This is a genomic window from Telluria sp. AIW5 (assembly GCF_056680575.1).
This window is the reverse complement of the sequence record NZ_CM155289.1, coordinates 2,785,783-2,808,610: the sequence shown is the minus strand read 5'-3', so window position 1 is coordinate 2,808,610 and position 22,828 is coordinate 2,785,783. Positions and strand designations below refer to the sequence as shown.

Genomic DNA, 22,828 nt, shown 5'->3' with positions numbered 1-22,828 from the left:
CGCGCAGCCCGGACAAGGCTGGCACGCTCTCTTTCAACCATAACAAAAACAACCGATACCCCGGAGACTTCATGGATATCCTCAAACCCAATTTTGAAACACCCGCAGAGGCCAGCAAGCGCCTGAAAAAAGTGGCGGCCGCGACCATCGTTGGTTCGATGCTGGAGTGGTACGACTTCTACCTGTACGCGACGATGGCGTCGATTGTGTTCAGCAAGATTTTCTTCGACCGCTCGGACCCGGCCACTGCATCGATGGCGGCGTTTTCCACGTTCGCCATCGGCTTCGTGGCGCGCCCGATCGGCGGCATGCTGTTCGGCTATTTCGGCGACCGTTTCGGCCGCAAGAAAATGCTGTACGTAACCTTCTGCCTGATGGGCATCTGCACCTTCGCCATCGGACTGATCCCTTCGTATGCCGTGATCGGCTTCTGGGCGCCGTTCCTGCTGGTCGCGATCCGCATCGTGCAGGGCCTGGGCGCGGGCGCGGAACTGGCTGGCGCCGCCGTCACCTCGTATGAACACGCGGCGGACCAGAAGCGCGGCAGCCAGGGTTCATGGCCGGCGCTGGGCCTGAACCTCGGGCTGCTGCTGTCGTCGGTGACGGTCTACCTGCTCACGCTAGGCGGCGACGAGTTCCTGCTGTCCGGTGGCTGGCGCATTCCATTCCTGCTCAGCGCGATCCTCGTCATGGTCGGACTGTGGGTCCGCAAGAAGCTGCCCGAAACGCCACAATTCCATCGCGCGGAAGAAAGCACGGCGCCCGCCAAGCCATTCAAGGAATTGTTCAGCACCAACCTGAAGGGCCTGGGCGTGGTGTTCTTCGTGGCGATCGGCTACAACGCCCTGAGCTATATTTTCAAGACCTTCTCGCTGGCCTACCTCACCCAATTCAAGGGCGTGTCGGCCAACGTCACTTCGCTGTCGGTCACGCTCGCCAGCCTGGTCGCCATCGTCGCCGTGCCCACCTTCGGCTGGCTGTGCGACAAATACAGCAGCAAGAAGCTGCTGGTCACCGGCGGCATCCTGTCGGCCCTGTTCGCCTATCCGTTCATGGCGCTGCTGGGCAGCGGCGAGAACGCGCTGATCTACACCGCCCTGATCATCGGCACCGGCATCCTGGCGCCGATGATGTTCGCGCCGCAGGGCTCGTACCTGAGCCGTCAGTTCTCGGTGCAGAGCCGCTCGACCGGGGTCGGTACCGCCCGCGAAATCGGAACTGCGATCGCCGGCGGACTGGCTCCGCTGTGGGCACTGTCGATGGTGGCCAGGACCGCGACGCACTCCACAGGCGGCGTGGTCCTGATCCTTGCCGGTTCCGGCCTGGTCGTCGCCGTGGCAACGATGTTCGACCAGGGCTATCGCTTCAGCAAGCACAAGAACTGATGGGGCTGCGGCGCGGCCGCACGGCAAGCCGGCGGACTGCCCCGTGGTTTTTTTTGTGAGGCTTTAAAGCGGTTGCGGATAACCGGTGATCGCGGCGATCTCACGATACAGCGGCTGCAGCTGGCGGTACATCTTGCGGTACACGCGGTTATAGAGCCGGTCGTAGATGGCGCGGTTGCCGGCAATCGGCTCGAACACGCGCCCCACCCGCGTCATCGCCGCCACCGCGCTGGCGAAATCCGGGTACAGCCCCAGGCCCACGGCGGCGTCGATCGCCGCGCCCAGCCCCGAGGTTTCGTACACGTGCGGGCGCGCGGTCGGCAAGCCAAAAATGTCGGCGGTGAGCTGCATCGCGGTGTCGCTCTGCGAGCCGCCGCCGGACACCCGCAGCTCCGTGATGCGCACGCCGCTGCGCTGTTCGATCCGTTCCTTGCCTTCCCTCAGCGCATACGCCAGTCCTTCGAGGATGGCGCGATACACGTGGGCGCGCGTGTGGACGTCGCCAAAACCGACGATCGCGCCCTTCGCTTCGCGTCCGGGCACGCGGATGCCCGGCGTCCAGTAAGGCTGCAGCATCAGGCCCATCGAACCGGGCGGCACCGATTCGGCCAGGCGGTCGAACAGCTGTTCCGGCGCCAGGTCGCCGGCGAGCGCCTGCAACTGCTCATGGTGGCCGAACTGCTCCTTGAACCAGTTGACCATCCAGTAGCCGCGAAACACCTGCACCTCGGTGCTGTAGGCGCCGGGAATGGCCGAGGGATACGGTGGCACGAAAGGCGTCACCTCGACATAGCGGCTGCTGGTCGTGTTGATCGTCGCCGTGGTGCCGTAACTGAGGCAGCCGACGTGCGGCGCGACGCAGCCCGCGCCCAGCACTTCGCAAGCCTTGTCGGCGGCGGCGGCGAACAGCGCTGTGCCGCGGGGGATGCCGGTCTGCCCGGCGGCCTCCTGATCGATGCTGCCCAGTTGCGTGCCGGGCGGGTGCAGGTCGGGCAGCATGCGCCGTTCCACCGCCAGCGCCTGCCACTTCCAGTCGCGCTTCGCAGCCCACCCGTGGCGCTTGTAGTCGAAAGGCAGGTAGCCCACTTGCGAACCGCTCGAATCGACGAAACGCCCGCACAGGCGCCAGTTCAGGTAACCGGAGAGCAGCAGGAATTTGTCGGTCGCCTGCCAGACCTCGGGCTGGTGCGCGCGGATCCAGTTGATCTCGGCTTCGCCGCGGAAGAAGTCGATGGTCTTGTCGACGCGCGCCAGCCTGAAGGCGGCGCGCCAGAAGGGGCCGATCGGCGGCACGCTGCTTGTCCTGCGCTGGTCGAGCCAGGTGATGGCCGGGCGCAGCGGCTTGCCGTCGCCGCCCAGGTTGACCACCGTGCCGCGCTGGGTGGTGACCGCCACCGCCCGCACCGCCTCGCGCACCACGCCCGGCTGGCCCCACAAGCCCTGGCAGGCGCGGCACACGGCTTGCCAGTAGTCTTCGGGGTCGTGCTCGGCCCAGCCGGGTTGCAGCGAAAAATAGGGCAGCAAAGGCACCTGGCATTTGGCGACGATGTTGCCGCGCAGGTCGAACAGCAGCGCGCGCACGCTTTGGGTGCCGTTGTCGATGGCAAGGATGAGCGGTTCGGTGGTCATGCGCGGGCTTGCGCTGCTTGTGGGGGCAGGCTGTAGTGGGTCTTCCAGGTGAACCGGTAGGTGTCCAGTTCTTCTTCCCAGCGCGCGTCGGGCCAGCCCAGCTCCGGCTGGCAGATGGCGCGGATGCGGGCCAGGTGCTGCGCGCCTCCGCCGCTTGACAGCAGGCCGATCCGGGTACGGCGCAGCAGCAGGTCGTCCAGGTGTTCGACGCCCTCGGCGCGTGCGGCCCAGCGCAGTTCGGCCCACAGGGTCTCGGTGCCGGGGATCGCCTCCAGGTCGCCTTCCTGCGCCGCGTCGAGCAGCGCCTGCGCCTGGGCGCCGTAGCGGCCCGCGAGGCGGCGCAGGATGGACGGCGGCAGGCGCCGGGCACTGTGCGGCAGCGGTACCGGATCGTAGATGCGGCATGGCGCGAGGCCGTCGCGCCAGTCGGGCAGCTGCTGTTGCGCCGCGCGCAGCACGTCGAGGGCGATAGCGCGGAAGGTCGTCAGCTTGCCGCCGGCCACGCGTACCAGCCCCGGGCTGGAGAAGACCGCGTGTTCGCGCCCGGCTTTCGAGGGCGCGTCGTCCTCGCCGCTCGCGAGCACCGGGCGCACGCCGGCACAGGTGGCGATGACGTCAAGTTCGTTCAAACCGAGTTGCGGGAACTGCGCCTGCAGGGCAAGCATCAGGTAATCGAGTTCAGCGCGCGTGATGGCGGCCTCGCGTTCGAGCCCGTCGCGGTGGTCGACGTCGGTGGTGCCGACCAGGGTCGCACCCTCCCACGGAAAGGCGAACACGGGGCGGCCGTCGACCGGGTGCATCAGGCTGATCGCCTGGGCCAGCGGCAAGCGCCAGGCCGGCAACACCAGGTGGCTGCCGCGCAACGGGCGCAGGCGCGGACCGCTTTCCTGTCCCTCCGCGCCCAGCATGCCGGACCAGGCGCCGCCGGCGTCGATCACGAGGCGTGCGCGCAGCTCGTAGTCGCCGCCCTCGTCCGCCCTGTCGCGCAGGCGGGCGCCGGTCACCGCGCCCTCGCCTGTCAGCAGCGCTTCGGCAGACACGTAGTTGAGTGCCTGCCCGCCATGCCGGCGCGCTTCCGCCAGCGTGCGCAGCACCAGGCGTGCATCGTCGGTTTTCGCATCGGTATAGACGATGCCGCCCGCCAGCCCTTCACGCGCCGCGTTCGGCGCGCGCAGCGCGAATTCGCCGGCCGCCAGCCAGTGCGCCTCGCGCCGCCCGGCGAACAGGTCGTACAGGGCGAGGCCGGCCAGCATCGTGCGGCGTTTGCGTTCATGTGCGCCGTAGTCGGCGAAGGCGAAGCCCTGCGGCTCGACCAGGCCCGGTGCGTCGCGCAGCAGCGCCTCGCGTTCGCGCACCGCTTCGCGCGTCAGCTTGAGGTGTCCTTGGGCCAGGTAGCGCAGGCCGCCGTGCACGAGTTTCGAGGACCGGCTCGACGTCCCCCAGGCGAAATCGCGCTGCTCGACCAGCAGGGCGCGCAGCCCGCGGCGCGATGCTTCGAGCAGGATGCCGGCGCCGGTGATGCCGCCGCCGATGATCAACACATCCCATTCGCGCGCGCACAGGTCCGGCACGCTGTTGCTGCCATGGGCGCGCCAGCCGCGCGGCCAGAGCGCGTTCACGCTTTTTCCAGCGAAGGTAGCAAAGGCAGCACCAGCTTGCCGGGGTTCATGCGCCCGTCCGGATCGAAGCGCCCGAACAGCGCGCGCATCGCCTCCAGCCCGAGCGCGCCCTTCTCCGCTTCCAGCCAGGGCGCATGATCGGAGCCGACGCCATGCTGGTGGCTGATGGTGCCGCCGCTCGCCACGATCGCGTTCGATACCGCCTCCTTCAGGCTCCGCCAGCGCGCGAGATCGGTCTCGTAGTCGCCCGCCAGGCGATACACGAAGGTGGAATACACACTCGCGCCTTGCGGGTACAGGTGCGACAGATGGGTATATGCATGCACGCGCTCGCCGTGTTCGCCGAGGGCACGGGCCGCCGCCGCTTCGATGCCCGCCATGGCGCCGGTCACGCCCGGCCAGTCGACTGCCGTTTCCACCGTATCGATCGCATAGCCGTGGCGCCAGGCGCTGTTGCGCATGTAGACGTTGCGGAAGCGGTTGTGGCGCCAGCGCTCGCCCAGGCCTTTCCCCAGGTGCACGCCGGCCTCACGGCGTGCGATTGCGAAGGCGGCGCGCAGGGCGGCGCGCGCCTGCGCCTTCGCGCCTGTCGCGCCGACCAGCAGCATGCACTTGGCATCAAGGCAGCCGCGCAGGCGCAACCAGGTTTCCAGCATGCCGACCAGGCGTTTGTGGCCGGCCAGCGCCAGCATGGTCCGGGTTTCCAATGGATTCGACAGGCGCAGCATCGACAGCGGCAGGCGCGCCTGGGCCAGCGTACGTACCGCGCGCTGGGCCGCTTCCCAGTCCGGGAAGAACACGGCGTGGAAGGCTTCGTAGTCCGGCAGTTTTGTCACGCGCACGGTGGCATCGAGCAGGATGCCGAGCCGTCCCTCGGAGCCGAGTACCATTTCGCGCAGGTCGATGCCCGCAGCGGACGCGGGGAAGGTCGGGATGGCGAGCGTGCCGGCCGGGGTCTCGAGGCGCCCGCCGGCAAACAGCTGTTCGATGCGGCCGTAGCGCAGCGACTGCTGGCCGGACGACCGGGTGACGACCCATCCACCCAGGGTCGAATATTCGAAGGACTGCGGGAAGTGGCCGAGCGTGTAGCCGTGCGCACGGAGCTGCGCTTCCAGGTCCGGACCGGTGACGCCGGCGCCGAAGGTGGCAAGCTGCGATTCGCGGTCGAGCGCCGTCATCGCGCGCAGGCGGCGCAGGTCGATACACAGTGTCGGCCGCTCCCCGAGCACGGTCAGGTGCCCGGCGACGCTGGTGCCGCCGCCATACGGAATCACGGCGGCGCCGTTCGCGGCCGCATAGGCCAGCAGGTCGCGCACCTGCTCGCCGCTTTCGGGAAAGGCGACGCCGTCGGGCACCGCTCCCAGCCGGCCATGGCGCAGGCGCAGCCAGTCGGGCAGGCTCTGGCCCAGCGCGTGCAGGGCGCGTACCGCGGGTGCGTCATCGACCAGCGCGTGCGGCGCCAGCCGGCTCGCGGGAATCGCGGCACAGGCGTCCTCGAAGGTCGCGTCGAGCGGCGCCCGGCCGGGCCCGATGCGCGCTTCCAGGAAGGCCAGCGCATCCGCGTTCAGCGGCACATCGATCGTGTCGTCGCCCCAGCCATTCCATCGTCGCATGCGCTTTTCCCTTTATACTCTTTTGACAATACCGCCAGCCTAAGCCCCAGCCTAAGCCAACACTCCAGCCGCGTCTTGCTCCTTTATGCCAAAGCCTTGCTCATTTGCGCCATCGGACACGCCAGCCCACCTGCCCGTCCCGCGCAGAGTCACCGGTTCCTACCTGCAGCCCCTGCTCGACGCCGCCATGGCGCGTGGCCTGGCGCCCCGCGAACTGGCCCGCGCCGCGGGCCTGGCCGATGGCGCTCTCGCACCGCTGCCGGAATCGCTGGCGGCGCATGACTACCTGCGCCTGCTCGAAGCCGGCGCGGACCTCGCGAACGATGAACACTTCGGCCTGCACGTCGGCGAACACGTCAAACTCGGTACCTACAGTGTCTATGGCCTGGTGCTGCTGGCCTGCCGCGACCTGGAGCAGGTGTTCGAGCAGACGATGCGCTACGAGGCGCTGGCGCACGATCTCGGGCGTTCGCGGCTGGCGCTGCGGGGCGCGGCTGCCGAATATGAATGGATCAGCCATTACCCGCAGGCCAGCCGCCACCTGGCCGACAGCGTCTTCGCCGGCATCCAGACCTTCGGGCGCTGGCTCGCGGGGGCGCAGCTGCCGCCGGCCGCTATCGCATTCACGCACGCCGGCAGCAGCGACACGTCGGAATACGTACGCATCTTCGGCGCAGCGCCGCGCTTCAACGCGCCGTCCAACCTGGCGCGCTTCGACGCCGCCCTCCTCGCGCTGCAGCTGCCGAACGCCGACATCACCCTGTATCCGGTACTGCAGCAGCATGCCGAGCGCCTGCTCGGCCAGCGGGAAGCCGCGCCGCCGGCCATTGTCGACGCGGTGCGCGCCGCCGTCATCCGCAACCTGGCGCAGGACCGCGTGCGCCTGGGCGGCATCGCGGCCGGACTCGGGCTGGCGCCGCGCACGCTGCAGCGCAAACTGCTCGACGCCGGCACCAGCTTCCAGCAGGTGCTCGACGGCGCCCGCTTCGACCTGGCGCGCGACTACCTGCGCCAGCGCGGCCTGTCGCTGCTGGACATCGCCTTCCTGCTCGGCTACCAGGAGCAGAGCGCGTTTACCCACGCGTTCAAGGAATGGTCGGGCACGAATCCGGGCGCCTGGCGCGAACGCCAGCTTGCACGGTGAACGCGAATCAGGGCCGGCCGCGTGGCCCCAGCAGCGAGCGTGCCAGGTCGTCGGCGGCCGGCACGATCGCCACGATGCACAGCAGCGCCGCCAGCGGCACGGTGGCCAGGCTGCCGATGTGCCGGAAGCCTGCCGCCCCGGCGATGCCGCCGGCAACGAAGCTTGCCAGCAGGCCCACGAGCACCCCCAGCCGGCGCCAGTTGGCCCTGACGGGCGCCTGGTCCGCCGCCGCGTTCCAGTACAGCAGCTTGCCCAGTTCGATGCCGATGTCGGTCACGATGCCCGTCATGTGCGTGGTCCGGATCTCGGCGCGCGACAGTTTCGTCACCAGGGCGTTCTGCAGTCCCATCACAAAGCACAGCAGCGCGACCGTGAGCGCCACCGCCGCCCGCGCCGCCGGCTGGCGCGCGCCCAGCACGCCGAAGGCAAGCAGGAGCAAGGCCTCGGCCAGCAGCGGGAGGGCGAACTCGCTGTAGAGCCGGCGGCGGCGGCCGAAGTTCACCATGATCGCCGTGCTCGCCGCCCCCAGCATGAACGCGCCCACCGCCGCGACGGCGGCCAGTACCAGTTCGTCGCGGCCAAGCAGCAGGTTGTCGGCCATCGACGAGACAATCCCGGTCACGTGCGACGTGTACTGCCCGATCGCCAGGAAACCGCCTGCGTTGACGGCGCCGGCGACGAAGGCCAGTACAAAGCCGAGCTGGCGGTTCGCCACCGCGCTGCGTTCGGGGCCGGCAAGGCGGCGCATGTAATTGATCGGCACGTGGGAATGTCTGCATCGTTTCGATGATTAATCTTACTGCAAGTCCAGATTGAAACGGCGACGGCATGCCTGGCGCGGCGGCGCTATAATCAACAGTCCATTTCCGCAAACAGCGACAATAGTCCCTCGTGAACCCACATCTCGACAAACTCCATCCCTACCCCTTCGAAAAGCTGCGCGAACTGTTCGCGGGCGTCACGCCCAACAGCGCGCTCGCGCCGATCAGCCTCGGCATCGGCGAACCGAAGCACCCGACGCCGCCCTTCATCGAAAAGGCCCTGATGCATGCGGTGGCCGGCCTGTCGAATTATCCGAGCACCGTCGGCGGCGAACCGCTGCGCGCGGCGGTCGCCGCCTGGCTCGAGCGCCGCTACGGCATCCCGGGCATGGATCCGGCGACGATGATCCTGCCGGTGAACGGTTCGCGTGAGGCCCTGTTCGCGATCGCCCATTCGACGATCGACGCCAGCCGCCCTGACCCGCTCGTGCTGTGCCCGAACCCGTTCTACCAGATCTACGAAGGCGCGGCCTATCTCGCCGGCGCCACGCCGTATTTCGTCAACTCGGACCCGGCGCGCAACTTCGCCTGCGATTACAGCGCCGTCCCGGACGACATCTGGGCGCGCGTCCAGCTGCTCTACGTCTGCTCGCCGGGCAACCCGACCGGCGCCGTGCTGACGCTGGAGGACTGGCGCGAACTGTTCGAACTGTCCGACCGCCACGGCTTCGTGATCGCGGCCGACGAATGCTATTCCGAGATTTACGTCGGTTCCGCCCCGCCGCTGGGCGCGCTCGAAGCGGCGCACCAGCTGGGCAGGAGCGCTGGCCCTCGTCCCTACGCCAACCTGGTCGTGTTCTCGAGCCTGTCGAAGCGCTCGAACGTGCCGGGCATGCGCTCCGGTTTCGTCGCCGGCGACCCGCAGGTGATGAAGAAATTCCTGCTCTACCGTACCTACTGCGGCGGCGCGATGTCGCCGGTGGTGCAGGCCGCCTCGATCGCGGCCTGGGGCGACGAGACCCACGTGCACGACAACCGCACGCTGTACAAGGAAAAATTCACGCTCATCACGCCGCTCCTGCGCGAAGTGATGGATGTCGAGCTGCCCGATGCCGGCTTCTACCTGTGGGCCGACGTGCGCCGCACCGGGCTGTCGGACACCGACTTCGCACGCCGGCTGTACGCCGAATATAATGTGACGGTTTTGCCAGGATCCTATCTCGCGCGCGATGCGCACGGGACCAATCCGGGCCGCAACCGTATCCGCATGGCCCTGGTGGCGGGCGTGGACGAAGGGCTGGAAGCAGCCAATCGCATTGTCCAGTTCTGCCAAAGCCTCAGCTCCAACTACGTGCAAGCCTCTTCCTGAAACGAGACCATTCCATCATGACCCAACAACTCCAGAACATCATCGACACCGCGTGGGAACAGCGCGCGGACTTCAGCCCGGCCACCGCTCCGGCCGACGTGCGCGACGCCGTCGCCCAGGTCCTCGCAGGCCTCGACGCGGGCACCCTGCGCGTGGCGCAGAAAGAAGGCGGCGAGTGGATCGTCAACCAGTGGATCAAGAAGGCCGTGCTGCTGTCGTTCCGCTTGGAGAACAATATGCCCGTCGAAGGCGGCGGCATGCAGTTCTACGACAAAGTGCCAACCAAGTTCGTCGACTACACGGCCGAGGATTTCGCCAAGGGCGGTTTCCGCGTGGTGCCGCCGGCGGTCGCGCGCCGCGGCTCCTTCATCGGCAAGAACGTGGTGCTGATGCCGTCCTACGTGAACATCGGCGCCTATGTCGATGAAGGCACGATGGTCGACACCTGGGCCACGGTTGGCTCCTGCGCGCAGATCGGCAAGAACGTCCACCTGTCGGGCGGCGTCGGCATCGGCGGCGTGCTCGAACCAATGCAGGCGAATCCGACCATCATCGAAGACAACTGCTTCATCGGCGCCCGCTCGGAAATCGTCGAAGGCGTGATCGTCGAGGAGAACTCGGTCATTTCGATGGGCGTGTACATCGGCCAGTCGACCAAGATTTATAACCGCGAAACGGGCGAAGTCAGCTACGGCCGCATTCCTTCCGGTTCGGTCGTGGTCTCGGGTTCGCTGCCGTCGGCCGATGGCAAGTACAGCCTGTATTGCGCGGTGATCGTCAAACGGGTCGATGCGAAGACGCGTGCGAAGACGGGCATCAACGAGCTGCTGCGCGGGATCTGATTTTCCGTTTCGACGGAGCGGAGGTGCGTTGAACGCGTGGGCATGCCCACCCTACGGTGCACCACCGCTCCTGGTGAATTCGGCGGCGGTTGCGTAACGTAGGGTGGGCATGCCCACGCGTTACGGCCTCGTGATCTGCCGCACCATAACAAGCACTACCCGGGAGACACGCCACATGGCCATGGACCGCCTGTTCCAGCTCATGAAGGAAAAAAACGCGTCGGACATGTTCTTCGCGGTTAATTCTCCCGTCCACATCAAGATCAACGGGAACCTCATCCCGATCAACCAGCACAAGCTCGACCCCGACAACATCGATTCCTTGCTCTCGGAAATCGCCACCCCCGCGCAGCTCGACGAGCTGAACCGCACCAACGAACTGAACATGGGCATTTCCGTGCCCAACCTGGGCCGTTTCCGCCTCTCGGCCTTCCGCCAGCGCGGCAGCGTCTCGGCGGTGTTCCGCTTCGTGCCGGCCACCATCCCGCCGCTGGGCGAACTCGGCCTGCCGCCGGTGCTGTCCGAGCTGATCATGGAAAAGCGCGGCCTGCTGCTGATCGTCGGCGCCACCGGTTCCGGCAAGTCGACCACGATCGCCTCGATGCTCGATTACCGCAACGAACAGCGCACCGGCCACATCCTGACGCTGGAAGACCCGATCGAATACTTGTTCAAGAACAAGAAATCGATCGTCAACCAGCGCGAGATCGGCAGCGACGCCCTGGATTTCGAGCTGGCCCTGCGCAACAGCCTGCGCCAGGCGCCGGACGTGATCCTGATCGGCGAAATCCGCGACCAGGCGACCATGGGCGCGGCGCTGGCCTATGCCCAGTCCGGCCACCTGGTCGTGGCGACCCTGCACGCCAACAACAGCTACAACGCGCTGAACCGCATCATCGGCTTTTATCCGGTCGAGAACCGCCCCGCCCTGCTGCAGGACCTGGCATCCGCGACGCGCGCGATCGTCTCGCAGCGCCTCGTGCGTTCAGCCGCGGGCGGCACGCGCCAGGCCGCGGTCGAGGTCATGCTCAACACCCGCTACATCGCCGACCTGATCGAAAAAGGCGAACTCAGCGGCATCAAGGAAGCGATGGACAAGAGCCTCTCGCCCGGCTCGCAATCCTTCGAATACGCCTTGCTGGCGCTGGTGCAGGCGGGCTTCGTGACCCAGGAAGAAGCGCTGGCGAACGCCGACTCGGCGACCAACCTGCTCTGGCTGCTCAACAACGGGCCGAGCCAGGCCGCCCTCGACGCCGCCAGCAAGCAGGACGAGCCGCCGGAAGCCTCATTTACCGAGTTCACCCTGAACACCTGAGGCGCGCTCTTCTTCAACGTCCGTCCTGAACGGCAGCGCCACGAACCGCAGGCGCAGCGTTTCACCGCGCGTGACGAACTTGAGCGGCCCGACGGCGACGAGCCGCATGCGTGCGGTGCCGTTCAGCTGTGCCCAGGCGTGCGTGCCGGCATTTGCAGGCCCGACGCGCAGCACGTCCCCGTTCGACAGCGGATAGCTGCCAAAGACCTCGAGCAGCTCGAAAGGCGCGATGTAATACTCGCGTGCGGACGCGACGGTCGCGGCCAGCAAGGCAGACAACAAAGCGAGCAACGCGGCCAGCGTGACAAGCAATGCTTTCATGATGTCCTCCTGACTGATGAGGGCCGCCCCATGCGGCCCCTCTCCATAAGACAGGTCCAACTCCCGGCGGTTCGATCATGAACGGCCGTGTGCGACATCTGCGGGCAGGATGGGCTTATGCTATCCGTTCTCCCAAACTTACACAAAGCTAGCCATGCTTAGCTTTGCCGTTAGATTCCTGCTTCGTTGGGGCCGGTTTCACCCGACGCTTGCGCGCTGGGCCAGCGCCTTCCCCTCCACAGGCAGTGACGGAGGAACTCTCCGCCATGATTCTCAGGTTAACTGCCGCGTTGACGTCGCGGTCGTGGCTCGTGCCGCAGGCCGGACAATCCCAGTGGCGAATGCCTAGTGATAGTTCTCTAAGGCGATGCCCGCAGCATGAACACATCTTGCTGCTCGGGTACCAGCGATCGGCCACTACGACCCGACCTCCGCGCCATGCCGCCTTGTATGTGAACTGACGGCGCAATTCGTAGAAGCCCATGTCAGCAATCGACCGTGCCATTCGCTTATTGCTAAGCATGCCCGACACGTTCAAGTCTTCAATGCCTATCGTATGGAAGCGGCGCGTGAGGCTTGACGTTAGGTGGTGCTGGCTGTCGCGCCGCAGGTTGGCGATCCTAGCGTGCAGCCTCGCCAGCTTCAGCCTGGCCTTGCCGCGGTTTCGCGAGCCCTTCTCTTTGCGCGACAGGCCCCGCGACAAACGCCGCAACCGCTGCAGAAGTGCACGCAGCGCCTTCGGACCAGTAAAGATCTCGCCGTTGGAGAGGGTAGCAAGGACATGCACGCCCAAGTCGACTCCGACGGTGCCTTGGTTTTCGGCTGGCGGCAGAGGGACATCGGGCGAATCAATTGTGACACTGGCATACCATCGTCCGGCATTACGCGAAATAGACGCCGACACGATATGGCCCGTGAAGCGTAGGCATTCATACATACGAACCCACCCTAGCTTCGGGATCCGGATACGTTTGTCCTTGACGTGAAATTGCTCGTTGCTAAGACTGAAACGGTCGCCGTGCCCTTTGCGACGGAAGGTGGGGTACCGGGCTCGTCTTGCGAAGAAGTTCTCGAAGGCGCGACCCAGTTGGATGATCGCCATCTGAGGTGCGTTCTTAGTTACCTCCAGCATCCAGGGGAACTGCTCGCGCTTGATGGCGTTGAGCTGGCGTCGCAGGGCAGCCTGGTTTGGGCTTGGCAGAGCGGGATTGACCTTGCGGGCATCATATTGGCGCTGCCACTCTGCCAATGCCCAGTTGTAGGCGAAGCGGGCCGTGCCTGCTGCCCGCGCAAGATGGGTTGCCTGCACGTTGTTCGGGTCGAGCCGGATTCGGTGTGCTACTAGCATTGTGCTCCTCCCGAGCCATGGGCACATGTCTATCAGTCGTGATTCTTACGACTTCAGTCCGTTCACGTCTAGCGCGCTAACGGGAACGCCCATGCGTTTTGCGCAATACTGCTGGGGACGAACGTCGAGATATTAATTAAGACTGTTCTGCTGAAATTAGGTTCATCAGTCGATGAAACTCGAACTACAGCATCACTGGCAACTTAAGCTTTTTGAATTGCCGTGATTGTATCGGCTACTAAACATTTCCACTGACAAAGCGCAGCAACGTTTCTTACTAGACTTATCGAAGACGCGCCACTATCTCCGCATCAGCGCCCAATCTCGCCAGACGATAAGAGCAAAGTCCCGTTCTTTCTCCGGTAGTTCAGCGCATTGCGTCAATCTTTCGATCTCGGCAAGAAATCGATCACGCCATGTGATCTTTTGGGGTGGCCATCCCTACCTCTGCATCTCCCCCGAAACGGTGAGTATCGGCATGCCGTGGTGCTTGTTTGTGAGTCGCTACAAAAGCCCGAGACTATCTAACTGGCACAGGTGTACGCTCAGCCTGCATCTTTTTTTGTAGCGTTGAACACCTGCTCAGTAGCCAAGATAAGTCATTGATCTATAAGCAAAAGATTTAGAGTCGCATAATATGGTGAGACCATCGGCGGTAGGAGAAGGGCGAGGCAGACAGCGGTATGATCCCGGCCACGTGCGAAGCACCACTTCCGCGCATGTGATGGTATGTAATATGGTTCAGCGGTCTGTACAGACGTCGAGGCGTCGCAGCAGCATCGAGGCAAAGGATAGATGATCCAAGCAAGTATCAGGATCGTCATCGAACTCAACTTCATGTCCTCTAGGATTCCGGATCGCCATGACGGCACCCGAGAACAAGAATTGGTATCCCTTCTGCTCGTCAATCTCGCTGGTGTTCGATAAAGCGGTAAGCTTGAGCTTAGGATTGTCTGCAGAGAACACACTCATCATTAGCTTCTGGCCGGTATCGTGAGATGAGGAAAGTCTCTGCACTACCTTATCTACGTACTTAAATGCCTCGAATGTAGCCTCAGCGTAGTGGCCATCATCAAAAAGTTTGCGAACCTTGGCAGGCAGTTGGTGATGTATACATCGCTCATCGAAAGGATGTTTGGGCGTCGGGTCGACAGTACGCTCGTATTCATCCGCTGCTGGCGTGCGTCGGACGATCTGCTCGAATAGCTTAAGTGACATCGCCGTTCAATAGATTAGCACGAATGCTCTTGAAGATACGGTCGTAGGTATCTTGATCTCCACCTGCAGGCAAGTTAATCTCGATTCGCACAGTAAGGGCCATTCCGTGACTATCAGCGTGCCCCCTACTCTTTGTAGGAAGACTCAAAGCACCATTAGGCATAGCGGCTGCAGGACTTTCAAGGTGATCCGCTTTTGGCGGCTTCGCCGACTTATTTAGCCGTATGCCATTACCATTGCTTGCCGCTTTGCTTGAATCGCCTCGTTTGGGTTTAATAGGGGCAAGACGCGGCGAAATCTCGACTTTACCTCCAATGTTCGCCAATGTCGAAAACGTAGAAGCTTGCCGCTTGCCGACAACATCGCTTGTGTGATCAGTGCTTCGGAAGTACGAGATTAACTTATCAGTTGGCAGGCTCCACGCCCCTTCTCCATGCAGTTCGAACAAGTCTTGATACGCGTTTGAGACGAGCTGCGCGAAGCCTGCTTCGAACTCCTTATCATCGTGTTTATTAAACACTGCAACTGCATCGGCGGTACGTTTGTTCGTACTGTCCAGTACACCGATGAATCGCATAATGTTAAGAATGTAGCCCTCATTGTTCGGGGCAATGTTTAGCTTCTTGAGAGTATCCGAATTTACCTGAGCAGGGAAAGAGCGCCTGAGCTGCACCACTGTTTGAACAATGCCGGCAGGGCCGGATGTATAGGGATGCTTTTCTGCCACGCGAACACTCCTTAGCTAAACTAGGACGGTTACTTTTAAGGTATGAGACTGGCTTAGAAGGGTGCGCGCCCCTCGGGGCGCTACCTTCTGTAGACTAGTGCGATTATGCCGCAGATGTTGTGCTTTAGGCACATCAACATTGATAATTACCAATTTTAGCAACCACGAGAGCTAGGTGCCCCGCCTAAACAGCGTGCAGACCTAAACAACTAGCGCTGACCCCGACGAACCACTTATCCACATTTGTACCACTTGGGCGCTCCACGCGCGGCAATCGCGAGATCGACGACCCAAGGTAAGCTATTGATTTATATATGAAAATTACTATTTACGGTATTCCCAACTGCGACACCGTCAAGAAAGCCCGCACCTGGCTGCTCGATAACGGTATCGACTTCGCCTTCCACGACTTCAAGAAGGCGGGCCTGGACCGCGCAACGGCGGCGCGCTGGCTCGAACAGCTCGATTGGGAAACCCTGGTCAACCGCAAGGGCATGACCTGGCGCAACCTGCCCGACGAGCGCAAGGCCGCCGTGACCGACAAGGCCTCGGCCCTCGAACTGATGCTGGAACACACCTCCGTCATCAAGCGCCCGGTGCTCGAAGGCGAGGGCCTGCTGTCGGTCGGCTTCTCGCCGGATGCCTACCTGCGCCTCGCGGGGGCTGCATGATCAGGACCTCGCGCACCCAGGAGCTGGCGGCCGAACTGATCGCGCTCGACTCGATCACGCCGCACGACAAAGGTTGCCAGCAGCGCTTGGCCGAGCTGCTGGCGCCGCTGGGTTTCGTGTGCGAGTCGATCGTCTCGAACGGCGTCACCAACCTGTGGGCGCGCAAGGGAACGGAGTCGCCGGTGTTCGTCTTCGCCGGCCATACCGACGTGGTGCCGACCGGGCCGGTGCAGCAATGGACGTCCGAGCCGTTCACGCCGACGGTTCGGGATGGCAAACTCTACGGCCGCGGCGCGGCCGACATGAAAACCTCGATCGCGGCGATGGTCGTCGCCTGCGAAGAATTCGTCGCTAGCCACCCCGACCACAAGGGCTCGATTGCTTTCCTGATCACCAGCGACGAGGAAGGCCCGGCCGTCGACGGCACGGTGGTCGTCTGCGAGATGCTGGAAGAACGCGGCGTCACGCTCGACTATTGCCTGGTCGGCGAACCGACCTCCTCCCACATACTGGGCGACATGATCAAGAACGGCCGCCGCGGCTCGCTCTCGGGCCATCTCGTCATCAAGGGCGTGCAGGGCCATATCGCCTACCCGCACCTGGCGCGCAACCCGATCCACCAGGCCGCGCCCGCGCTGGCCGAGCTGGCGGCCGAGGTCTGGGACGAAGGCAACGAATACTATGCGCCGACGAGCTGGCAGATTTCGAATATCCACGCCGGCACCGGGGCGAACAACGTCATTCCCGGCCAGCTGACGCTGGAATTCAACTTCCGCTTCTCGACCGCGAGCACGGCCGAGGGGCTGGAAGCGCGCGTCCACGCCATCCTCGACCACCACGGCCTCGAGTACGAGCTCGAATGGACCCTGTCCGGCCTGCCCTTCCTGACGCCGAAGGGCACGCTGTCGGACGCGGTCTGCAGCGCCATCAAGGTCGAGACGGGCGTGGCGACCGAACTGTCGACCACCGGCGGGACCTCGGATGGGCGCTTCATCGCCCGCATCTGCCCGCAGGTGATAGAATTCGGGCCTCCAAACGCCAGCATCCACAAGATCGACGAGCACGTCGAGCTGCGCTTCATCGATCCACTGAAGAACATCTACCGCCGCACGCTGGAAAACCTGCTAGCAGCCTGACCAGACTCCGCGAGGACACGCCATGACCACGACACCTTTCAGCACCCCGCGCGATTTGCTGCGCTATGCCGTCACCCGCTTCAACGCCGCCAGGCTGTTCTTCGGCCACGGCAGCGCCGAAGCCTTCGACGAAGCGGCCTATCTCGTGCTGCATACCCTGAAGCTGCCGCTCGACCGGCTCGATCCTTTCCTCGATGCGAAGCTGCTGCCGGAAGAAGTGCTGCAGGTGCTGTCGGTGATCGAGCGCCGCACCGTCGAGCGTGTTCCCGCTGCCTACATCACGAACGAAGCATGGCTCGGCACCTACGCCTTCTATGTCGACGAGCGCGTGCTGGTGCCCCGTTCCTTCATCGCCGAGCTGATCCCGAATTTCTTCAGCCCCTGGGTGGCGAACCCGTACGAGGTCGAGAACGTGCTCGAACTGTGCACCGGTTCCGGGTGCCTGGCCATCATGATGGCCGACGTCTACCAGAACGCGGTGGTCGACGCGGTCGACATCTCGAAGGATGCGCTGGCGGTCGCCGAACATAACATCCGCGAATACAAACTCGAAGGGCGCGTCAACCCGATCGAGTCCGATTTGTACGAAAACGTCCCCTTCAAGAAGTATGACCTGATCGTCACCAACCCGCCCTACGTGAACGCCGATTCGATGGCCAAGCTGCCGCCGGAATACCTGCGCGAGCCGCAGATCGCCCTGCACGGCGGCGCGGACGGCATGGACCTGGTGCGCAAGATCGTCGCCGGCGCCGCCGAGCGCCTGACGCCGGAAGGCATCCTCGTCGTCGAAATCGGCAACGAGGCCGAATACGCCGAAGCGGCCTTTGGCCACCTCGGCCTGACCTGGCTCACCACGAGCGTCGGCGATGACGCGGTATTCCTGCTGACCGCCGAGCAGCTCCAGAACGCATAAACCGAGTAAAGATTCCGCATGATTCGCTTCCTGAACGTCAGCCTGATGCGCGGCATAAAGCCGCTGCTGGAAAACGCCGACCTGACCCTGAACCCCGGCGACAAGATCGGCCTGATCGGCGCCAACGGCGCCGGCAAATCCAGCCTGTTCGCCATGCTGCGCAACGAACTGCACGCCGACCAGGGAGAGATCGATTTCCCCGCCAGGTGGCGCATGGCCTATGTGGCGCAGGAGACCCCTGCGCTCGACCGCCCTGCCCTCGAATACGCGATCGACGGCGACGTCACGCTGCGCCGCCTGCAGGCCGAACTCGAGGAGCTGGAAGCGGCGCCGCATACGCACGACAACGGCATCGAGATGGGCAATGTACACGGCGCGCTGATGGATGCCGACGCCTATACCGTGCAGTCGCGCGGCGAGCAGCTGCTGCTGGGCCTGGGTTTTACCCTCGACCAGATGCAGCAGCCCGTCGCCAGCTTCTCGGGCGGCTGGCGCATGCGCCTGAACCTGGCGCAGGCGCTGATGTGCCCTTCCGACCTGCTGCTGCTCGATGAACCGACCAACCACCTGGACCTCGATGCGATCATCTGGCTCGAGGATTGGCTCAAGCGCTACCAGGGCACGCTGGTCATCATCTCCCACGATCGCGATTTCCTCGACGAGATCGTCAACGTCGTCGTGCACATCGACGAACGCAAACTGAAACGCTACTCGGGCAACTACTCGTCCTTCGAGCGCCAGCGCGCCGCCGCGATGGTGCTCGCCGCCAGCGCGATGGAAAAGCAGCAGCGCGCACGGGCCCACCTCGAGTCCTTCATCGACCGCTTCAAGGCCAAGGCCAGCAAGGCGCGCCAGGCCCAGAGCCGCATGAAGCAGCTGGCGAAAATGGAAGAACTGGCGCCGCTGCGCGCGGCCGCGGAATTCTCCTTCGAATTCCGCGAGCCCCTGGCCGCCCCGAATCCGCTGCTGGTGATGGAAAAAGTCGATGCGGGCTATCCGATCCTCGACGAGCACGGCGACAAGGTCGGTGCCAAGACCATCGTCAACCACATCGACTTCTCGCTGCAGATCGGCCAGCGGATCGGCCTGCTGGGCGTGAACGGCGCCGGCAAGTCCACCCTGATCAAGACCATCGCGGGCGAACTGGCGCCGCTGACCGGTGAATCGACGCTCGGCAAGGGCCTGTCGATCGGCTACTTCGCCCAGCACCAGGTCGAGATGCTGCGCCACGACGAGTCGCCCCTGTGGCACCTGGCGAAGATCGCGCCGACCGTGCGCGAGCAGGAACTGCGCAACTTCCTCGGCGGCTTCAACTTCCCGGGCACCATGGTCACCAGCCCGATCAAGCCCTTCTCGGGCGGCGAAAAGGCGCGCCTGGCGCTGGCGCTGATCGTCTGGCAGCGTCCGAATTTGCTGCTGCTTGACGAACCAACCAACCACCTGGACCTGGAGACGCGCGAGGCGCTGACGATGGCGCTGGCCCAGTTCGAGGGCACGCTGGTGGTCGTCTCCCACGATCGGCACCTGCTGCGTGCGACGACCGACGAATTCATCATCGTCGCGAACGGCCGCCTGCAGCCTTTCGACGGCGACCTGGACGACTACAAGGACTGGCTGTTCAAGACCAAGCTGGGTAAAGGAACGGACCTGCTGCCGGTGCCGAAAGCGGCTGCCGCGGCGGCTCCCGTCGCCGCGGCGCCGGTGATCGTTGCGCCGCCTGTACCGCCCGCCGAACGCAAGGAACAGAAGCGCCTCGGCGCCGAAGAACGCCAGCGCGTCGCGGCCCTCAAGAAGCCGCTCGAGAACCGCCTCAAGCGGGTCGACGAGCAGATGGCCAAGCTGAATGCGAAGAAGGCGGACATCGATGCGCGTTTGCTCGATCCGTCGATCTACGACGCGGACAAGAAGGATGTGTTGAAGACGCTGGTCGCGGACCAGGCTTTCTGCGTGCGCGACCTGGCAACGCTGGAGAACGAGTGGCTGGAGTTGCAGGAGCAGCTGGAAGGGCTGGCGGCGTAATTGCCGTGTAGGGTGGGCGGGTCTCCCGCCCACGCGGTGATAGGTAGCAGCAAGATCATCCGGCACGATATCGGAGCCGTCAACGATCACCGCGTGGGCGGGAAACCGCGGGCCCGCCGAGGCCCACCCTACGAACCCCTCACGCCACCTGGCGTGCGCTCGTCCCCTTGTCGATCGACATCAGGCGGTCGATATCCACCAGGATCAACCTGCGCCCTTCCGTCACGCCCAGCCCGATCAGGTAATCGATCGCGCTTCCATCTGCGCCGGGAATCGGCGAAATCTGTTCTGACTGCAAGGTCACGACATCGGTAATGCCATCCACCACCATCCCCATCACGCAGCTCGACAGTTTCAGGATGATCACGTCGGTGGTCGGCGTGGCGGCGACCGGGTGGCCGCAGAAGGCGGCGCGCATGTCGACGATGGGCATGATGACGCCGCGCGAGACGGCCACGCCTTCCACGATGGCGCCGTCGGCGGCGAAGCGCTCGAGCGACTTCAAAATGCGCAGTTCCTGCACCTTGCTGAAATCGAGCCCGTATTCGAGCCCGCCAAGCTTAAAGCTGAGAAATTGCGTGCCCGCCGGGTGGATCGCCATGGTGTCCTTGTGCATGATGGTTCCTTTCGGTAACAGTCACCATGCTAGGGCCTGGCCCTCCTGCCCCGTTGAGAGCAGTCAATATTTCCCTAGGTAATCATTAGTTGCCGATTATTAGGTCGCGGCGGCGCCACTTGACCAGGCAAAGTTGCCCGAGGCGGCGGCGTGCACGCGCGTGCCGCCATTGCCGCGCAGGCGTGCCTTGATCTCGCGCGGCGGCAGGTTGTAGACGCAGGCGCCGTCCGGATCGAAGGGCAGCAGGCGCACCTGGGTATCGCCCTGCAACAGGCGCACGGCTACTTCGCTGCCCGCGGCCCGTTCGGCGCGCTGGGCGGTGAAGCGCGCCAGCAATGCTTTCCCCTCGGCCTGCTCGGCCTCGACTGCCTTGCGCGCCGCCGACACCTCGCCGATCTTTTGCAACTCGGGCCCAACCGCCTGCCCCATCTGCTTGAACTGCTGGGCCTGGGCCGGCGTGAGGCTCATCTCGCCGCTGCGCACGCGCCCGGCGATCTCGAGGTATTTGCGTACCGCGGGTTGGGCGCACAGGTGGGCCAGCTCGGTCTTGTGGCCGGCAACGGCGGTGTCGAACTGTGCCAGGCGGGCGCCGACCTGCCCGATCACTTCGTCGATGGGGCTGCAGTCGGCGCAGAGGACGTAGACCAGCATCTCGCTGTCGCGCCAGGTGGCGGTGCTGTCGATGCTGACGCGCCGCGCCGCGACCGCGCAGCCTTCGGCGCTGCCGATCGAGACCTCGTCGGCGATGATGTCGCAGTTGATCGCATGCTCGATGCGTACGCGCGTGCCGGAGACGACGCAGTTCTCGGCGCGCTGCAGCGTCACGGTGCCCGCTGTCGCCTGCAGGACCGCGTTCGCGCTCACGCCGTCGACCTGGATGTCGCCGCGCTTGTTGTGGGCGCTGCCGCCGACCAGGGTGGCGCGCAGGCGCACCATGCCGCCGCGCGAGACGATCTCGCCATACACGTTGCCGTGCACGGTGATGCCGTTGCCTTCGATGACGCGCTTTTCCTGCACGTCGCCGAATTCCTCGTAGTCGCCGGTGAGCTGGAGGTTGCCGGTGGTCTTCGCGCTGACGCCGTCGCGGCTGACGATCTTGTCGCCGACGGCGATCCGGCGCGTCTTCGCATCGACATTCAAGAAACCGGTGCAGGCGGCGACCAGGAACTCGCCGGCCGCGCTTTTCTCGATGCTGGTGCCGTCGCCGGCATAGGTCGAGAAATCGAGGTCGGCGGGCGCCGCCGGTTCGATCCGGATGCCCGACAGTTCGAAGCCCGGCTTGCCGACCCGGCTCGGGAGCTTTTGCAGCAGCCGGGTGCCGAACTGCACCTGCGGGAAGCGGTTCTGGAAGCACATCAGGTCGAGCTTGCCGTTCGAGAGCTGGCGCGGCGCGTCGCTGCGATGGATGTCGTCCGACACCTCGACCACGGCCGCATCGATGCCGGCCTCCGGCTCCAGCCGGCGTGCCACCACGACGCGCCCGAGGCTGGGGTTGGCGATCCCGGCGCGCACGGCCGCCAGGTCGAGGCCGAAGCGGATCCCCTTGAGCCACAAGTCGGCCACGAATTCGTCGAGGTCGAGGCGGGTCGGGACCTCCCCCTGGCCGTCCGGGCCGGGCAGGAACACCGGCTCGAAGCAGTACTCGGCCTCGCCGCCGGCGATCTTCACCGAGCGGTACAGGGTGCGGCGCTGGGCGTTGAAGGGAATGATGTCGCTGGCGATGCGCACGACAGGACGCCCGTCGGGACCGGCCGGGAGCACGGGGCCGTTGTCGTACAGGGCCTTGATCAGTACCGGATAATCGACGCCGGAGAGGACGCTGCCCGAGCGCAGGAGGTTGTCGACGGCGGCCAGCACCGTCGTGCCAAGTACGGCCGGGTCGGCGTAGATGCCGTCGGGGCGGCGCTGGATGCAATGCTCGGGGCCGGTCGAATCGAAGCGGGCAGCGGGCGCCGCAGGGTTGGCAACTGAGGTGGCAACTGAGGCGGCAACAGCGGTATCGGACACGTTCGTGCTCCAGGTGGTTGACCAGGCCCCTGACAACGCATCAGGGCTCGCAACGTCCCAGCGTATCATGTTGTCACCGATAAATAAATAATCGTTAACAACAATGTTCACCGATTCTCATCAACACTGGCCTCGCTCAAGCGAGGTAATCCGGCTCCGCCATGGAAAAAGCCGG

The 22,828-nt window shown here is 64.7% G+C and carries 19 protein-coding genes; 9 read left to right on the top strand and 10 right to left on the bottom strand.

The window, feature by feature from the left end:
• Nucleotides 1-71: 71 nt before the first annotated feature.
• Nucleotides 72-1,385 carry an MFS transporter gene (locus AC1MEM_RS12365; protein ID WP_499470770.1) on the top strand — a complete coding sequence of 438 codons (1,314 nt, stop codon included), beginning with the start codon at nt 72-74 and terminating at the stop codon, nt 1,383-1,385.
• 63 nt (nt 1,386-1,448) lie between these two features.
• On the opposite strand, the gene AC1MEM_RS12360 is transcribed toward AC1MEM_RS12365, so the two are convergent.
• Genes AC1MEM_RS12360 through AC1MEM_RS12350 form a run of 3 tightly spaced genes read right to left on the bottom strand, consistent with a single transcriptional unit; the run spans nt 1,449 to nt 6,246 of the window.
• Complete coding sequence (locus AC1MEM_RS12360; protein WP_499470768.1) at nt 1,449-3,014, bottom strand: FGGY-family carbohydrate kinase; 1,566 nt, start codon at nt 3,012-3,014, stop codon at nt 1,449-1,451.
• A complete protein-coding gene (locus tag AC1MEM_RS12355; RefSeq protein ID WP_499470766.1) occupies nt 3,011-4,633 on the bottom strand; it encodes a glycerol-3-phosphate dehydrogenase/oxidase in 1,623 nt (540 codons plus the stop codon). Before AC1MEM_RS12355 ends, AC1MEM_RS12360 begins: the two co-directional genes overlap by 4 nt.
• Nucleotides 4,630-6,246: an FAD-binding oxidoreductase gene (locus tag AC1MEM_RS12350; protein ID WP_499470764.1), complete on the bottom strand. Its 1,617-nt coding sequence runs from the start codon at nt 6,244-6,246 to the stop codon at nt 4,630-4,632. Before AC1MEM_RS12350 ends, AC1MEM_RS12355 begins: the two co-directional genes overlap by 4 nt.
• Nucleotides 6,247-6,331: 85 nt before the next feature.
• On the opposite strand from AC1MEM_RS12350, the gene AC1MEM_RS12345 reads away from it, so the two are divergent.
• Nucleotides 6,332-7,390 carry an AraC family transcriptional regulator gene (locus tag AC1MEM_RS12345; RefSeq protein ID WP_499470762.1) on the top strand — a complete coding sequence of 353 codons (1,059 nt, stop codon included), beginning with the start codon at nt 6,332-6,334 and terminating at the stop codon, nt 7,388-7,390.
• Between the two features lie 7 nt (nt 7,391-7,397).
• Here the strand turns inward: AC1MEM_RS12345 and AC1MEM_RS12340 are convergent, their stop codons facing one another.
• A complete protein-coding gene (locus AC1MEM_RS12340) occupies nt 7,398-8,153 on the bottom strand; it encodes a YoaK family protein (RefSeq protein ID WP_499470760.1) in 756 nt (251 codons plus the stop codon).
• 128 nt (nt 8,154-8,281) lie between these two features.
• Between AC1MEM_RS12340 and dapC the strand changes: the two genes are divergently transcribed.
• From dapC to AC1MEM_RS12325, 3 genes are all read left to right on the top strand, one after another.
• Nucleotides 8,282-9,520: a succinyldiaminopimelate transaminase gene (dapC, locus tag AC1MEM_RS12335; RefSeq protein ID WP_499470758.1), complete on the top strand. Its 1,239-nt coding sequence runs from the start codon at nt 8,282-8,284 to the stop codon at nt 9,518-9,520.
• A gap of 17 nt (nt 9,521-9,537) precedes the next feature.
• The gene (gene dapD, locus AC1MEM_RS12330; protein WP_499470756.1) at nt 9,538-10,362 is read left to right on the top strand and encodes a 2,3,4,5-tetrahydropyridine-2,6-dicarboxylate N-succinyltransferase; all 825 of its coding nucleotides are present in this window, start codon (nt 9,538-9,540) and stop codon (nt 10,360-10,362) included.
• 175 nt (nt 10,363-10,537) lie between these two features.
• Nucleotides 10,538-11,677, top strand: coding sequence for a PilT/PilU family type 4a pilus ATPase (locus AC1MEM_RS12325; RefSeq protein WP_499470755.1), 1,140 nt, complete (start codon nt 10,538-10,540; stop codon nt 11,675-11,677).
• Here AC1MEM_RS12325 and AC1MEM_RS12320 read toward each other — a convergent pair.
• From AC1MEM_RS12320 to AC1MEM_RS12305, 4 genes are all read right to left on the bottom strand, one after another.
• The gene (locus AC1MEM_RS12320) at nt 11,648-11,998 is read right to left on the bottom strand and encodes a hypothetical protein (protein WP_499470753.1); all 351 of its coding nucleotides are present in this window, start codon (nt 11,996-11,998) and stop codon (nt 11,648-11,650) included. The two genes, AC1MEM_RS12325 and AC1MEM_RS12320, sit on opposite strands and share 30 nt — an antisense overlap.
• A 148-nt stretch (nt 11,999-12,146) precedes the next feature.
• Nucleotides 12,147-13,346, bottom strand: a complete 1,200-nt coding sequence (locus AC1MEM_RS12315) for an RNA-guided endonuclease InsQ/TnpB family protein (RefSeq protein ID WP_499470751.1) — start codon at nt 13,344-13,346, stop codon at nt 12,147-12,149.
• A 741-nt stretch (nt 13,347-14,087) separates the two neighbouring features.
• Nucleotides 14,088-14,564: a TIGR02391 family protein gene (locus tag AC1MEM_RS12310; RefSeq protein ID WP_499470750.1), complete on the bottom strand. Its 477-nt coding sequence runs from the start codon at nt 14,562-14,564 to the stop codon at nt 14,088-14,090.
• Nucleotides 14,554-15,291: a DUF5343 domain-containing protein gene (locus AC1MEM_RS12305; protein WP_499470748.1), complete on the bottom strand. Its 738-nt coding sequence runs from the start codon at nt 15,289-15,291 to the stop codon at nt 14,554-14,556. The genes AC1MEM_RS12310 and AC1MEM_RS12305 overlap by 11 nt, the downstream gene beginning before the upstream one ends.
• A 314-nt stretch (nt 15,292-15,605) precedes the next feature.
• Here AC1MEM_RS12305 and AC1MEM_RS12300 point away from each other — a divergent pair, with 314 nt between their 5' ends.
• Genes AC1MEM_RS12300 through AC1MEM_RS12285 form a run of 4 tightly spaced genes read left to right on the top strand, consistent with a single transcriptional unit; the run spans nt 15,606 to nt 20,030 of the window.
• The gene (locus tag AC1MEM_RS12300; RefSeq protein ID WP_499470747.1) at nt 15,606-15,962 is read left to right on the top strand and encodes an ArsC family reductase; all 357 of its coding nucleotides are present in this window, start codon (nt 15,606-15,608) and stop codon (nt 15,960-15,962) included.
• Nucleotides 15,959-17,098, top strand: a complete 1,140-nt coding sequence (dapE, locus tag AC1MEM_RS12295; RefSeq protein ID WP_499470745.1) for a succinyl-diaminopimelate desuccinylase — start codon at nt 15,959-15,961, stop codon at nt 17,096-17,098. The genes AC1MEM_RS12300 and dapE overlap by 4 nt, the downstream gene beginning before the upstream one ends.
• A 22-nt stretch (nt 17,099-17,120) precedes the next feature.
• Entirely contained in the window at nt 17,121-18,011 is an 891-nt protein-coding gene (gene prmB, locus AC1MEM_RS12290) for a 50S ribosomal protein L3 N(5)-glutamine methyltransferase (RefSeq protein WP_499470743.1), read from the top strand.
• 18 nt (nt 18,012-18,029) lie between these two features.
• Nucleotides 18,030-20,030, top strand: coding sequence for an ATP-binding cassette domain-containing protein (locus tag AC1MEM_RS12285; RefSeq protein WP_499470741.1), 2,001 nt, complete (start codon nt 18,030-18,032; stop codon nt 20,028-20,030).
• A 139-nt stretch (nt 20,031-20,169) separates the two neighbouring features.
• On the opposite strand, the gene AC1MEM_RS12280 is transcribed toward AC1MEM_RS12285, so the two are convergent.
• Both AC1MEM_RS12280 and AC1MEM_RS12275 read right to left on the bottom strand, forming a co-directional pair.
• Nucleotides 20,170-20,646, bottom strand: coding sequence for a chemotaxis protein CheW (locus tag AC1MEM_RS12280; RefSeq protein ID WP_499470739.1), 477 nt, complete (start codon nt 20,644-20,646; stop codon nt 20,170-20,172).
• A gap of 99 nt (nt 20,647-20,745) precedes the next feature.
• Nucleotides 20,746-22,653, bottom strand: coding sequence for a flagellar assembly protein A (locus AC1MEM_RS12275; RefSeq protein ID WP_499470737.1), 1,908 nt, complete (start codon nt 22,651-22,653; stop codon nt 20,746-20,748).
• Between the last annotated feature and the right edge of the window lie 175 nt (nt 22,654-22,828).